Genomic DNA, 12,739 nt, shown 5'->3' on the forward strand with positions numbered 1-12,739 from the left:
CTTCTCTCGATGGTGACTGGGATCACAGTAGCGCCAAAACCGACTGGCCGTTAGGTTTTCACTCACCTAAACTTCTCCGCATGTCAGCCGAGCCGATCAGTCGTGGGCCGTACGCCAAGTCGAAGGGTCAGCGGCGCCGCATTCTTGATGTCGCCGTAGACGTCTTCGGCCGATTCGGGGGTCGCGGTGGCTCGTTGAAAGACATTGCCGATCGCGTCGGAATGAGCCAGGCGGGTGTCCTGCACCACTTCGGGTCCAAGAACGACCTGCTGCTCGCGGTGCTGGAGCGGCGTGACGATCAAGGGCGCGTCCTGACGCCGGATGCCACCCTCGAGGAGGGCGTCGAGGCCGCTCGTGAGCTCTTGGAAGAGGGCAATCGCAACCCGGGCCTCTTCCAGCTCCACGTCACCCTCTCGGCCGAGGCGACCGACCCCGCTCATCCCGCACACGAGTTCTTCGTCGAGCGCTACGCCCGGGTCTCCGAGCAGTTCACTGCACCGTTGCGGGCCGCGGCTCGCGACGGGCGGCTGTCGGACGACGCCGACCCCGAGGCCATCGCGCACCTGGTCATGGCGGCCATGGACGGGCTCCAGCTGCACATGCTGCTGAACGATGACGTCGACGTCCTGAAGTCCTTCGATGTCCTCATGGACGCGGTGGCATCCAAGTACATCCGCCCCGACGAGGGCTGACCGCCGCGCCGCTCCGAGATCGACGCGCCCCCTACTAGGTCAGATGTCTTGGACGGGCTAGGCTTCCGCATGGAAGGGGTGATCGCGCATGGCGCGCATGTCAGCAGACGAACGACGAGAACTTTTGGTCGAGGCGGCGATCCGGGTGATGACGCGGGACGGCGTCGCCAAGGCGACGACTCGATCGATCGTCGCCGAGGCCGATATGCAGCTCGGCATGTTCCACTACTGCTTCCGCTCCAAGCAGGAGCTGTTGGAGCAGGTCATCGAGGCGATCACGGGGCACTCGCTCGAACGCGCCGGCACCCTCCTGCAGCAGCGGACGACCGTTCGCGACACGCTCCGGGCGGCCATGCAGATGTACTGGGACCACGTCCTGGCCAATCCCGATGAGCACCAGCTCACCTATGAGCTGACCCAGTACGCCCTCCGCGAGCCAGGATTCGAAGGGCTTGCTCGCAAGCAGTACGAGTTCTACCTCGAGACCTTGGTTGACCTGTTGGACAGCTCAGCGAAGGAACTCGATGCCGAGTTCACCATTCCCACAGCGGTTCTCGCGCGCTACCTCATCACGATCATCGACGGGCTGACGCTCAACTGGATCGTGCTCCGCGACGACAAGATTCCCGAAGCGGTGCTCGACGAGGCAGCCGATCACATCGGCAGTCTGAGCCGCCCGGCCAAGCGTTCGGCCTGACCCAGGCTCACCCGTGAGCGGCCACCGGGTAGTGGTCGGTGTACGTCGTGCCGCCGGACGACCAGGGCGGTGACGTCGGTGTGAGCACCGTGTTGCTCCAGGTCGTACTGCTCGCGTGGCCGCGTCGGAAGAGCACGTAGTCGAGGTACTGAGGTGCGTCGTCGGGATAGCGGTTGGCGTTCAACGAGTTCGACTTCGGGTCCCAGCTGTACGGATGACCCTTGTACGCCGCCGGTGCCGTCGCGTCGAGCGCCTGCAGCATGCTCGGGTACTCGGCGGATGCCTTGACGACGTTGAGATCGCCTGCCATCACTACTGATTCGGATGCAGGAATGTGCAGCCCGTCCAGGAAGGCGTCCAGCTCCGCGAACTGTGAACGACGTACGGACGGCGCATCTGAGCACAGGCTGTCATCGGCCTGAGCATGGCTGCCGACCACGTGGACCTTGCGGCCGTTGACCTTGAGCTCGACGTAGACGAAACCCTTGTTGGAGAACCAGTCTGCGCCGCAGCCCTGCTTGTAGACGTACTGCACCTTGCGCGTGATGGGCCACTTGCTGACGACGGTAACCCCGCCGTCCTCCGGTGTGAGCGCGGAGTAGGCGCCGAGGGTCTGATCCCAGCCGGACTTCGACCGGCCGAGAACCGGTGTCTGGTAAGGGTATTGGCGAGACAAGCCGGTCTTGAGAGTCTCCGACGGACCGTTGTCGAACGCCTCCTCGAAGATCGCGACGTCGTACCCCTTGACGTAGTCGGAGCTGGCGATCATGGCCGCTCGAGTCTCGTTGGCGTAGTTGCCGCCGACGATGCTCGGCAGCATCATCACGTTGTGCGTCAGGACCCGGAGGGGCGGCGCAGGAGGTGGGACGTCGGCGGAGGCTGAAGGAGCGGTCAGAGAGACCGATGCCGCCAGAGCTGCTGCGAGGCCGACCACTGTTCGCGAGTTCATGTCAGCTCACCGCGAAGGTGCGGCTCGTGCCGGTGAACTTCGAGATCGTCCCGATGAGCGGCGCCTTGGCTGCGCCGTGATGAACGATGCGATACGTCCCGGCTTTGGTCTCGGCCGGGATGTCCCAGGTGACAACGGCATTCGACTCGCCAGTCAGCACGTTGGTGCGCTTCCAGCTGAAGGTCGCGCTGTGGTCACCATCGTCATGGACCCGCTTCCACAGGCCACCCGCAACTTGGCGCTGCACCTCGATGTAGGTGCCGCCGAGTCGGAGGTCATTCTTGGGGTGACCCGTGACGAAGACGGCCGTGACCTTGGCTCCTCGCCCGTACGACGCGGAGGGCTCGGTCACCACATCGCCGAACTTCTTGAACAGCGGTGGGTTGTCGTAGACCACGCCCGGCTGCAGGTTGAGGAATCCGAGCGGTGACGGCGCCCCGGCGCTGCCGAGCGGCACCGTCTGTCCCGCGCGCAGCGCGTTGCCCAGCCGTGAGAGCTCCTGGGCGTACATGCAGGTCGTGTAGCGCCCGTAGAGGGTGTGCCCACCCTCGTAGTCCTGCTGGTCGTACTCCTCCGGCGTGGCTGAATAACTCGTGTAGCCATTGGTGTACGTCTGAATCAGCACGTTCTCCAGGGGCGCGCCGACGGCGGCAGCCACGGCCCGGCGTACGCGCAGCCCGGCCACCACGGTCATCTCACCGGGCTGGCAGGCCAGATAGATCTGGCCGAGCTTGATCACCTGGATCATCGCCTTGTTGGGCATAGCGCCGATCAGCCCGACCGGGATCAGGCTGACCTTGGGCGACTGGGCCTGCTCGAGCCAGGTCGGCACCGTCTGGTTGAGCACCTTCCAGAACGGAGCCAGGATGTCGGGCCAACCCTCGGGGTAGCCCAGGCCAGGTCCGTCCTCGGTGCTGCCGGCCAGCATCGCCGGGCCGATCGTGCCCGAGACAGTGTGGTGCTCCTTGCCGTCGGGGGCGTACTCCGGAGCGACGATCGTGTTGGCCAGGTCGACGTAGCGGGCGATCGATGAGATCGAGCCGGTGACAGGGGTGTCGGCGTGGCTCCAGGCTCGCTTTGCGGCGTCCTTCTGCCGGTCGCCGATGATCTGCATGTTCTTGACCGGGTCCTCGGTCGGCCCGCTCCCAGGCTTGAGGTTGAGGTTGGGCGACATGTCGCCCGCGGCCGCCTGCGCGAAGGCCGCGACGAAGCCTGGGCCTCCGCCCAGGTAGTCCTGGCCGAGGTCTCCACGCTCCCAGGAGTAGGCGGCGTACCCCTTGTTGTCGCCGCTGACGAGCGTGTTGGTGTTGGGCAACGACGTCGAGTGCACCGGGAACCAGGAGATCGTCCCGACATCCTTGGCGCCCTGCTTGAAGCGCAGCACCGTCATGTTCGGGTCGATGCCGTCGGGGAAATGGTCCTTGTCCGCCTGCGGGTTGAGGTCGAAGGCACGCTTGGACCGGTTCACGCTGGCGTTGGTCAGGGTCGTCCGTCCGATGCTGAGCGAGCCAGGCTTGAGGTCGGCGTGTGCTGCGGCGATCGCTTCGACGTAGCCGTCGACGAGCGCATCGAACGTCTGCTCCTGGAAGCCCAGGAGCGTCAGGTTGTAGAAGAGGTCGTGCGAGCAGCCACCCGGTGAGGCATGCGTGTGGGTTGCGGTGACGCAGATGTTGGTGGCGTCGTACATCCCGGGGAAGCGAGCGCTCAAGCGCTGCACGATCGCTCCGTGCGCGGCCACCGGGACCATGGCGTGGTCGCCGACACACCAGGCGACCCGGTTGCCGGATGCCTGGTCCACGATGACGAATGCGCGAGTACGTAGCCGTTGCTGGATTCCGGTCGAGCTCTGCCCGGGCTTGGAGTAGCCCATCAGCCCGTTCTCGGCGGCCGGGCCGGTCGAGTCGGCGATGCCGCGGCCCACGAGGTAGGACGAGACGTCGGGCTCCGTTGCTGCGGAGGCACTCGATGGGGCGGCGAGGGCGACGGCACCTCCTGCGGCGGCCGCGCCCATCAGGACGTGCCGGCGGGTCGGGGCTGGGCGGGGGTTTTGCTGCGTCATCGGGTCTCCTCGGCGGGGTGGCTCCCAGTGGAGTGTGATCCAGGTCGCACGACTTGGTCAAGCGTCCGATTGATTTCTGGGGAGCGAAAGTCGACTGTTCGGCGCGGCCTGCGACGCGGAACAGTCGACTTTCGCGGGGTGGGTGGACGAAGCCGGCGCCCGACTCGTGCCAGGGTGGGCGGGTGCTGGACTACCTGCTCGTCTTCCCTGACCGGGCCGTCGCGGAGACGGTCGCCGAGGAGCTCACTGAGGACGACTTTCCCCTCGTGCGCGTCGTGCGTGAGGCGCTCGCAGGTGAGGACGACTCGGAGGCCCACGACTGGGCGGTGCACGTCCAGGTCGAGACGCTCAAGGATGCCGCCGGCGCTCCGGCTCGCGCGTTGTCCGAGCGGTTCAGTGCCCTCGCCCAGGAGCGCGGGGGCTGGCTGGATCAGGGGGCGTAGCCAGCGCGCGTTCGAACGCGCGCAGCGCCTTCTCTCCGCGGAGGACGAAGCGCACCAGGTCCAGATGAGTCAGCAGCGCTGACGAGCGCACGGTCCTGACAGCGATCTCGGCGACCTCGCGGACATCCCATCCGTACACCCCGGCGCCGACCGCAGGGAAGGCGACTGATCGGCCGCCGACGCGTACGACCTCGCGTAGTGACGACTCGAAGCACGACGCCATCGTCGTCGGATTCGTTTGTCCTGCACGGCGATTCGGCCCCACTGCGTGGACGACCCACCGGCTCGGAAGGTCACCGGCTCCCGTAGCGATCGCGTGTCCGGCCGGTAAGCCATCGAGGTAGCGCGTCCGTCGCAGCTCCTGGCACTCAGCCAGCAGCGCCGGGCCGGCCGCGCGATGAATCGCCCCGTCGACGCCACCTCCGCCGAGCAGGGAGGAGTTGGCGGCATTGACGATCGCGTCGACCTGCTGGGTGGTGATGTCGCCCTCGACGGCCTCGATGGGAGGCGGGACCGGTCGGCGTACGGACATCTCCCCACCCTGGCGTCTGGGCGACGAGAGTCAAGCCAGTCGGGTCGTGACCTGGGGTGTGACGGTGCTGATGCCCTGCAGGATGCAGGCGATGCCGTAGTCGAACCGGTCGCCCTCCTCGCCGGACATCAGCTCGTCGAGGTGCTGGTGCGTGAGCGGGAAGTCTTCGGCCGGGAGCGCCTCGAACCGCTCGCGCAGGTCGTCCAGTGAGTCCTTCGCGTCGGCGTACTGGGCGACCCACAGGCTCTGCTCGTAGCAGTAGCCCGTGATGTAGAGGGCAAGCAGATCGATCCCCCATGCGGCACTCTGCGGACTCAGCCTGCCGGCGAGCATGATCGCGAGCATGCCCTCGCTCATGCGTACGAGGTCGGGATGCGTTGGTACGACGGCGAATACGGCTCGTGCCAGACCCGGGTGGCCGACGTAGAGGTCACGCATCTGTCGGCTCAGCTCGATGACCTGCTCGCGCCACCGGTCGGGGTCGGGAGCCGGGACCGGGAGGTCACGGACGAGGCGACCGAGCATCTCCTGGTCGAGGTCGCGCTTGTTGGCGACGTGGGCGTAGAGCGAGGCCGGTCCGGTGTCGAGGGCAGTGGCGACCCGGCGCATCGAGACGGCCTCGTAGCCCTCGGTCCGGACGAGGGCGAGGGCCGTGTCGACGATCCGGTCGAGCGTGATCGCGTCACGGCCGGGCGTGCGGCGGCTCGGCATGGGGCTTCCTTCCTCGGCGGTCCGGCGTCAGGTTATCCCGCCGATGGGCTTGACACGAACGCCGTTCGTTTGTAGAACAGTGTTCGTTCACCTTCAACGAACATTGTTCGTTCTCAACTTCTCCTCGGGAGCCCTGATGACCACCATGACCGCAGAGTCGGAGGCCTCACCGCCTCGCTCCGCCCACCGCTACCGCTGGCTCGTCCTTGCCGTCATCCTCGTCGCCGACGTCATGGACCTTGTCGACGCCACCGTCCTCAACCTCGCGATCCCGTCCATCCAGACCGACCTGCACATCAGCGGCTCGTCGGCGCAGTGGCTGCTCGCGGCCTACACCATGACCTTCGCGATCGGCCTCGTGACGTCGGCGCGCATCGGAGACGTGCTCGGACGGCGTGAGCTGTTCCTCATCGGCATGGCCGGATTCACCGTCGTGTCGCTCGCCTGCGCCCTCGCCCCCGGCGCAGGTTGGTTGATCGCCCTCCGCGCGCTGCAGGGCCTGTTCGGCGCGGTGATGATCCCGCAGGGCCTCGCGCTCGTGAAGGCCGCGTTCCCACCGGAGGAGCTGGCCAAGGCATTCGTCCCGTTCGGTCCGATCATGGGCCTGTCCGCCGTGCTCGGTCCTATTCTCGCCGGCTTCCTGCTCGACGCGAATCTCTTTGGTTCTCAATGGCGTTCGATCTTCTTCATCAACGTGCCGATCGGCATCGCCGCGTTCGTCATGGCTGCTCGAGCCCTGCCGCGGATCGAACGTCAGCCTGGCGCTCGACTCGACATCGGTGGCATGGCACTGCTCACCGTCGCTTCCACGATGCTCATCTATCCGCTTGTGCAGGGTCGCGAGGCCGGCTGGCCCTGGTGGGCATACGCGCTGATCGCCGGCTCGCTCGTCCTCTTCGGGGCTTTCGCGATCAGCGAGCGACGCAGCCGCCACCCGGTCATCGAGCCGTCGCTGTTCGCCAACCGAGGCTTCGTGGTCGGTCTGTGCGTGCTCGCTGCGTTCTTCTCGGCCATGACCGGCTTCATGCTCGCCTTCAACCTGCACCTGCAGGGCGGCCTGCACTTCTCGCCCCTGCATGCGGGTCTCACCCTCGTGCCATGGGCGCTGGGTACGTCGCTCGGCGCCGTCGCAGGCGGCGTCTACCTTGCCGAACGGCTCGGGCGCGCCAGCCTGCACCTCGGCCTGGCGATCGCGACGGCCGGCATGGTCGGCCTGTGGTGGACGGTCGAGCACTTCGGTGCTGACCTGACGTCCTGGCAGCTGGTGCCCGCCACGCTGGTGATCGGCTTCGGTCTGGGTCAGGTCTTCGTCCCGCTGTTCGGCTTCGTCCTGGGCGACCTCGACGACCGTCAGGTGGGCACGGGCTCAGGGCTGCTCAACGCGGTGCAGCAGTTCTTCGGCGCAATCGGTGTGGCGGCGCTCGGCACGTTGTTCTTCCAGCGGCTGCCGGCGCACGGCTTCGTCGACACGACCGGGCTCGTGATCGCGGCCTCCGCGGTCCTGTTCGTGATCACGTTCGGGCTGGTGTTCGCCCTGCCCAGGACCGCCCGCGGGGGAAGTGGGGGAAGTGGAGGGGAGGGGGTCGCCCAGTGAGGCGGTCGCTGCCTCGGGAGGGCGAGCACTGATCGAGGGCGGGTGTTGGGCCGCGGGCCGTCGGGTGGTCGTGAGACGCTGTATCGACCAATACGAGTGATTCCGCGCGGCGCGGACGAGAGGTTGGATCGATGGTCACTGGCCGAGGTACAGGCGAGCCCAAGCTGGTGTGGGAGCGTCCCGAACCCCCGACGCGTCCGGCGCCGAGCCCGCTGAGTCGGGACCGCATCGTGCAGTCCGCGATCCGGCTCGCGGAGGCGGACGGGCTGGAGGCGGTGTCCTTGCGCAAGGTCGCGGCCGACCTCAACGCCGGTCCGATGCGCCTGTACGGGTACCTCGCCACCAAGGAGGAGCTGCTCGACCTGATGGCGGACGAGATGTACGGGCAGCTCCCGCGCCCGGAGTCGGGCGCCTCGGCAGGGTGGCGCGAGACGCTGCGTTTCCTGGCCCAGGGCCTGCGTGCCACCGCCGTGGAGCACGAGTGGTTCGCCGACCTGCTGGGTGGCCGACCGCACCTGGGCCCCATGGCGCTGGACTACCTGGAGGCCTCGCTCGCCGCGCTCATCGCAGCCCCGGAGCTGAGCGATGTTGCGCTCACGGTCCAGGTCCGGGACGCGGTCAACGCCTATGTGATCGGCGTGGTGCGCAGCGAGATCGCCGAGCGCCGAGCAGAGCGCTCCAGCGGCATGGACAAGCAGCAGTGGCAGGCCGCGTCCGGTGCGTACATCGCCCAGGCGTTGGCAACGGGTCGGTACCCGACCGTCGGCCAGGTCGTCGCGCGCACGGAGTCGCGCGACTTCGAGGCCAAGTTCAACCTCGGGCTGGAGTGGATGCTCGACGGCGTGGAGGGTCGGCTGAAGGGCTGATCGCGGCGTGTCGTGACGACGCGCCGACGGAGACTGTGGCCTCGGTCACAGTCTCCGTCTTTTTGTGCCCTACGCGCGTCCCGGGAAATACGGTGTACTTCACGAGAGGCCGTAGCGGGCTGAACGGCGTACGGCGTGGGAGGCGCCGTACGCCGTCTCAGGGCTCGCGACTCTCTCGGCTGTACCTGTCGGACCTTGTCTCGCGCTTCGAAAGCCATCCCTCCCGTCCTTGCTCAACCCGTGATGGAGGCTTCATGGAACACCGCACGAGTACGACCAGCACCGATGTCCCTGCGTTTCCGATCGGACGCACCTGCCCCTTTGCGGTGCCCGACGTCTACGAGCAGCTGCGCGACGGCGAGCCGATCAGCACGGTCACGATGTCCGACGGCCGCAGTGCCTGGATCCTGACCCGACACGACGACGTGCGCCGGCTGATGATCGATCCGCGCTTCAGCTCCGACCGGGCTGACCCGGGCTTCCCGGCGATGTCTGGCGGTGGCAAGCAGGCGTTCGACCACTTCGCGAAGTTCCTCATCTCGATGGATGGCGAGGAGCACTCGGCCGTACGCAAGCCTCTGATCAGCCAGTTCTCGATGCGGGCGATCGCTGCGTTCAGGCCCCGCATCCAGCAGATCGTCGACGAGGCCATCGACGGCATGCTCGAGCAGGGGCCGCCGGTCGATCTGGTCGCACACCTGTCATCGGTGGTGCCGTCGCGGATCATCGCCGAGCTCATGGGTGTCACCCCTGCGCACCTGACGACGTTTTACGAGCTCGCCGCTCAGTTCCTGAACCGCGAGACGACTGCGCAGGAGCGCGACGGGATCGCTCGTGGGATGCGCAGCAACATGGATGCGCTGGTCGAGCTGAAGGAGCGCGAACCCGGTGAGGACATCCTGAGCCGAGAGATTGCTCGGCAGCGCGCCGAACAGGGTGAGATCGATCGTCCGGGGCTGGCCAGCCTCGCCCAGCTGATGCTCCTTGCCGGGCACGAGTCGACCGCCGAGATGATCTCGCTCGGGGTGGTCGGGCTGCTGTCGCATCCGGACCAGCTGCGCGTCATCCTCGACGACCCGTCCAAGACGCCTGCGGCGATCGATGAGCTGTTGCGTTACTTCTCCGTGGTGGAGATCGGCATGGCTCGAGTTGCGTTGGAGGACGTGGAGATTCGCGGTGTTCAGATCAAGGCCGGCGACGGCGTGATCGCGTCCAACATCGCGGCCAACCACGATCCCAGCGTCTTCCCTGACCCTGGCGCGCTCGACCTGCAGCGCGACGCGCGTCAGCACGTCGCGCAGGGCTTCGGCGCCCATCAGTGCATCGGGATGAATCTCGCGCGTACCGAGCTCGCGGTCATCTACGACACGTTGTTCAAGCGGGTCCCGACTCTTCGCCTGGAGTCACCGGCCGAAGAGCTGCCCTTCAAGTACGACGGCCTCATCTTCGGCCTGCGCAGCCTGCCCGTCTCCTGGTAGCCGACACGCCACCTGTCTACGCCGTCCGAAGGGCGCGCGAACCGTCATCCACCGATCGTCATCTCTCCCAAGGAGTTTCGTATGTCCACCACCATCTCCCACGACACGAGCAGCCGAGTCAGTCGAGAGGAGGTCAGCGCCGAGGTCGCGCTGATCGCTGAGCGCCTCCGCGCTGCCGACCACCTTCTCCTTCCCCTCGACCAGGAGCTGGAGCTCCTGGAGCAGCTGCAGGACTTCGAGTTCGGCCGTTTCCTGCTGCGCAACAAGGGGCTCAACGGCTACTGGACGTCGTACGTCTTCGGCTACGCGGACGGCGACGCGGTGGAGTCCTCGCTGGAGAAGTGGCTACTGACGTCTTCCCTGCTGCCGGGGATCCGTGAGCGGTTCGGTCGGTTCAAGGTCGAGGTCGCGAAGTATGTCCGCGACGACGCCGTCTTCGCCTCCGTCCCATGCGGACTGATGGGGGACCTGCTGCAGCAGGACTACTCAGGGGTGGACGGCGTACGGCTGATCGGTGTCGACATCGACCCCGAGTCGGTCCGGCTGGCCGAGGCCGAGGCGATCCGCCGTGGCCTCGTCGACCGGTGCCAGTTCCTGCTGCGTGATGCCTGGACGCTGGGTCTCGACGGTGATGTCGACCTGCTGGTGAGCAACGGCCTGAACATGTACGAGCCCGAGCGCGAGCGGCTCGTCCAGCTGTACCGCGGATTCGGCCGGGCGCTGCGACCGGGTGGCCGCCTGCTGATCAGCTTCATCCCGGCTCCGCCGCCGCTGCCGTGGCTGGACGCGAGCGGCGCCGAGGTGTGGGCCAAGTTCGGGATGGGCGAGGCCGATCTGCGCCAGGACCTTGCGATCTTCGGCGACATTCTGGGCGGCGCCAAATACATGAACTTCACCAGCGAGGACGAGCTGCGCGCGCAGCTGCAGGAGGCCGGGCTGCGGGTCGACGAGGTGTCCTACAGCGAGGCCGGCGTGCTTCCGATCGCCACCGCAACGCGCGCCTGACGTCTCCGTCCTCGCTCGAGGCGTGGCCTCGCACCGCTCTGCGATACAGTGTATTGACAAATACGATGTATCAGATGGGAGTACGTCATGACGACATCTACCTCTACCTCAGGAAGTCCCCCGGTCGACCGACCGTGGCGCGCGCTCGCAGCCATGATGTTCGGCTTCTTCATGATCATGCTCGACACCACGATCGTGGTCGTCGCGATGCCGAAGCTGTCGGCAGATCTGCAGGGCGACATCAGCAGTACGACCTGGGTGACCAGTGCGTACCTGCTGGCCTTCGCCGTACCACTGCTGGTCGCTGGACGTCTCGGCGACCAGTACGGCCCGAAGCGGGTCTACATGGTCGGCATGGTGATCTTCACGATCTCCTCGCTGCTGTGCGGGGTCTCGGCCTCCATCGGTCAGCTGATCGCGTTCCGGGCGCTGCAGGGCATCGGCGCCGCGCTCATCTCGCCGCAGTCCATGGCCACCGTCGGCAAGCTCTTCCCCAAGGATCAGCGTGGGCGAGCGATGTCGTACTGGGGCATGGTCTCGGGCGTCGCGATGCTGCTGGGGCCGGTCACGGGCGGATTCCTCGTGGACACGCTCGGCTGGCGCTCGATTTTCTTCATCAACATCCCGTTCGGGATCATCGGCATCTACACCGCGCACCGTTTCGTGCCCGTCATGGCCGGTGACCGCCACAAGCTGGACCTCGGCGGCGTTCTGCTGAGCGGTCTGGCCGTCTTCTGCCTCGTCTTCTCGCTGGAGAACGGCGCTGGCTACGACTGGGGCACCATCACCGACGACCTCGGCGTCCTCGGCCTGCAAACCGGGCTGTCCGTCACGGTGTACGAGGTCCTGGGTCTGGGAGTGGTGTCCGCGATCCTCTTCGTGATCTGGGAGGCCCTGCGCAAGGAAGAGCCACTCGTACCTCTCGGCATCTTCCGGTCCCGGACCTTCTCGGTCGCCAATCTGGCCATCGTCATCGCCGGCTTCTCGCTGACGGCCGCGACGTTCCCAGGCACGCTGTACTTCCAGGCCGGCCGCGGTATGACGCCGACCGAGGCCGCGTTGATGACGCTGCCGTCGGCCTTGGTGTCCGTACCGCTCGCGCCACAGGTCGGCAAGATCGTCGACCGGTACGGGCCGAAGTGGCCGGCGTTCACAGGTCTGACGATCTTCAGCGTGGCCCTGCTCGTGCGCTACTTCCTGATGACGCCGGACATGCCTCTGGCGGCCCTGCTCGCCCAGGCGATCATGATGGGCGCCGGCAGCGTCCTGATGATGAGCCCGCTGGGTGTCGCGGCCATGCAGAGCGCGGGACCGCGGCACATGGGAGCGGCGTCCGGGTTGTTCAACACCGCGCGGCAGCTGGGGTCCACGCTGGGCTCCGCCGCGGTGGCGAGCCTCATGACGATCCAGCTGCGTGACCAGGTGATCGAGCATCGCGATGAGCTGCCGCCGGGGCAGTCACCCGGTCCGATCTCCTTCGACCAGCTCACGGGAGCCGGGGGCCAGGCGAACGAGTTCGTCCGCACGGTTGCCTGCGCCACGATGGCCAACCTCACGCTCTTTCCGGCGTGCACGTTGGCCGCAGGCAGCCTCCTCGTCTTCTTCTTGCTCAAGAACCCGACGCGGCGCGGCCCCGGCCCCGGTGGCCCGAAGCCGGCCGCCGTGAGCGTCGAGACCACGTCACCGCAACCAGCACCGGCTCGAGGCCGGTAG

At 67.0% G+C, this 12,739-nt stretch carries 12 protein-coding genes; 8 read left to right on the forward strand and 4 right to left on the reverse strand.

The features are described from left to right. Positions 1-80: 80 nt before the first annotated feature. Together VV02_RS26305 and VV02_RS05695 are read left to right on the forward strand one after the other, a co-directional pair. Positions 81-692, forward strand: a complete 612-nt coding sequence (locus VV02_RS26305) for a TetR/AcrR family transcriptional regulator (protein WP_052590388.1) — start codon at positions 81-83, stop codon at positions 690-692. A gap of 88 nt (positions 693-780) precedes the next feature. Then, a complete protein-coding gene (locus tag VV02_RS05695; RefSeq protein WP_052590389.1) occupies positions 781-1,389 on the forward strand; it encodes a TetR/AcrR family transcriptional regulator in 609 nt (202 codons plus the stop codon). Positions 1,390-1,396: 7 nt separating this feature from the next. On the opposite strand, the gene sph is transcribed toward VV02_RS05695, so the two are convergent. Beyond that, positions 1,397-2,338: a sphingomyelin phosphodiesterase gene (gene sph / locus VV02_RS05700; RefSeq protein ID WP_052590390.1), complete on the reverse strand. Its 942-nt coding sequence runs from the start codon at positions 2,336-2,338 to the stop codon at positions 1,397-1,399. A gap of 1 nt (position 2,339) precedes the next feature. After that, a complete protein-coding gene (locus VV02_RS05705; protein WP_218917356.1) occupies positions 2,340-4,397 on the reverse strand; it encodes a neutral/alkaline non-lysosomal ceramidase N-terminal domain-containing protein in 2,058 nt (685 codons plus the stop codon). 182 nt (positions 4,398-4,579) lie between these two features. On the opposite strand from VV02_RS05705, the gene VV02_RS05710 reads away from it, so the two are divergent. Then, positions 4,580-4,840, forward strand: coding sequence for a hypothetical protein (locus tag VV02_RS05710; protein ID WP_052590392.1), 261 nt, complete (start codon positions 4,580-4,582; stop codon positions 4,838-4,840). On the opposite strand, the gene VV02_RS05715 is transcribed toward VV02_RS05710, so the two are convergent. Together VV02_RS05715 and VV02_RS05720 are read right to left on the reverse strand one after the other, a co-directional pair. Further along, entirely contained in the window at positions 4,791-5,372 is a 582-nt protein-coding gene (locus VV02_RS05715) for an O-acetyl-ADP-ribose deacetylase (RefSeq protein WP_052590393.1), read from the reverse strand. The two genes, VV02_RS05710 and VV02_RS05715, sit on opposite strands and share 50 nt — an antisense overlap. 30 nt (positions 5,373-5,402) lie before the next feature. Beyond that, positions 5,403-6,083: a TetR/AcrR family transcriptional regulator gene (locus VV02_RS05720; RefSeq protein ID WP_052590394.1), complete on the reverse strand. Its 681-nt coding sequence runs from the start codon at positions 6,081-6,083 to the stop codon at positions 5,403-5,405. A gap of 136 nt (positions 6,084-6,219) precedes the next feature. Between VV02_RS05720 and VV02_RS05725 the strand changes: the two genes are divergently transcribed. The 5 genes from VV02_RS05725 to VV02_RS05745 all read left to right on the forward strand — a co-directional run bounded on the left by VV02_RS05725 (position 6,220) and on the right by VV02_RS05745 (position 12,739). Next, positions 6,220-7,677: a DHA2 family efflux MFS transporter permease subunit gene (locus tag VV02_RS05725; RefSeq protein WP_052590395.1), complete on the forward strand. Its 1,458-nt coding sequence runs from the start codon at positions 6,220-6,222 to the stop codon at positions 7,675-7,677. Positions 7,678-7,808: 131 nt separating this feature from the next. Further along, positions 7,809-8,543: a TetR/AcrR family transcriptional regulator C-terminal domain-containing protein gene (locus VV02_RS05730; protein ID WP_052590396.1), complete on the forward strand. Its 735-nt coding sequence runs from the start codon at positions 7,809-7,811 to the stop codon at positions 8,541-8,543. A gap of 254 nt (positions 8,544-8,797) precedes the next feature. Further along, entirely contained in the window at positions 8,798-10,021 is a 1,224-nt protein-coding gene (locus VV02_RS05735) for a cytochrome P450 (RefSeq protein ID WP_083449945.1), read from the forward strand. Positions 10,022-10,102: 81 nt separating this feature from the next. Further along, on the forward strand, positions 10,103-11,026 hold the full coding sequence (locus tag VV02_RS05740; protein ID WP_052590397.1) for an SAM-dependent methyltransferase: 924 nt from the start codon (positions 10,103-10,105) through the stop codon (positions 11,024-11,026). 87 nt (positions 11,027-11,113) lie between these two features. Then, on the forward strand, positions 11,114-12,739 hold the full coding sequence (locus VV02_RS05745) for a DHA2 family efflux MFS transporter permease subunit (RefSeq protein ID WP_083449946.1): 1,626 nt from the start codon (positions 11,114-11,116) through the stop codon (positions 12,737-12,739).

The sequence above is a fragment of the Luteipulveratus mongoliensis genome, from assembly GCF_001190945.1.
Classification (GTDB): domain Bacteria; phylum Actinomycetota; class Actinomycetes; order Actinomycetales; family Dermatophilaceae; genus Luteipulveratus; species Luteipulveratus mongoliensis.

What these genes read in the sequence shown, in the direction of transcription:
- VV02_RS05720 (WP_052590394.1), bottom strand. Translation starts at nt 6,083, where the DNA reads ATGCCGAGCCGCCGCACGCCCGGCCGTGACGCGATCACGCTCGACCGG.
- sph (WP_052590390.1), bottom strand. Translation starts at nt 2,338, where the DNA reads ATGAACTCGCGAACAGTGGTCGGCCTCGCAGCAGCTCTGGCGGCATCG.
- VV02_RS05735 (WP_083449945.1), top strand. Translation starts at nt 8,798, where the DNA reads ATGGAACACCGCACGAGTACGACCAGCACCGATGTCCCTGCGTTTCCG.
- VV02_RS05745 (WP_083449946.1), top strand. Translation starts at nt 11,114, where the DNA reads ATGACGACATCTACCTCTACCTCAGGAAGTCCCCCGGTCGACCGACCG.
- VV02_RS05740 (WP_052590397.1), top strand. Translation starts at nt 10,103, where the DNA reads ATGTCCACCACCATCTCCCACGACACGAGCAGCCGAGTCAGTCGAGAG.
- VV02_RS05725 (WP_052590395.1), top strand. Translation starts at nt 6,220, where the DNA reads ATGACCACCATGACCGCAGAGTCGGAGGCCTCACCGCCTCGCTCCGCC.
- VV02_RS05730 (WP_052590396.1), top strand. Translation starts at nt 7,809, where the DNA reads ATGGTCACTGGCCGAGGTACAGGCGAGCCCAAGCTGGTGTGGGAGCGT.
- VV02_RS05715 (WP_052590393.1), bottom strand. Translation starts at nt 5,372, where the DNA reads ATGTCCGTACGCCGACCGGTCCCGCCTCCCATCGAGGCCGTCGAGGGC.
- VV02_RS26305 (WP_052590388.1), top strand. Translation starts at nt 81, where the DNA reads ATGTCAGCCGAGCCGATCAGTCGTGGGCCGTACGCCAAGTCGAAGGGT.
- VV02_RS05695 (WP_052590389.1), top strand. Translation starts at nt 781, where the DNA reads ATGGCGCGCATGTCAGCAGACGAACGACGAGAACTTTTGGTCGAGGCG.
- VV02_RS05705 (WP_218917356.1), bottom strand. Translation starts at nt 4,397, where the DNA reads ATGACGCAGCAAAACCCCCGCCCAGCCCCGACCCGCCGGCACGTCCTG.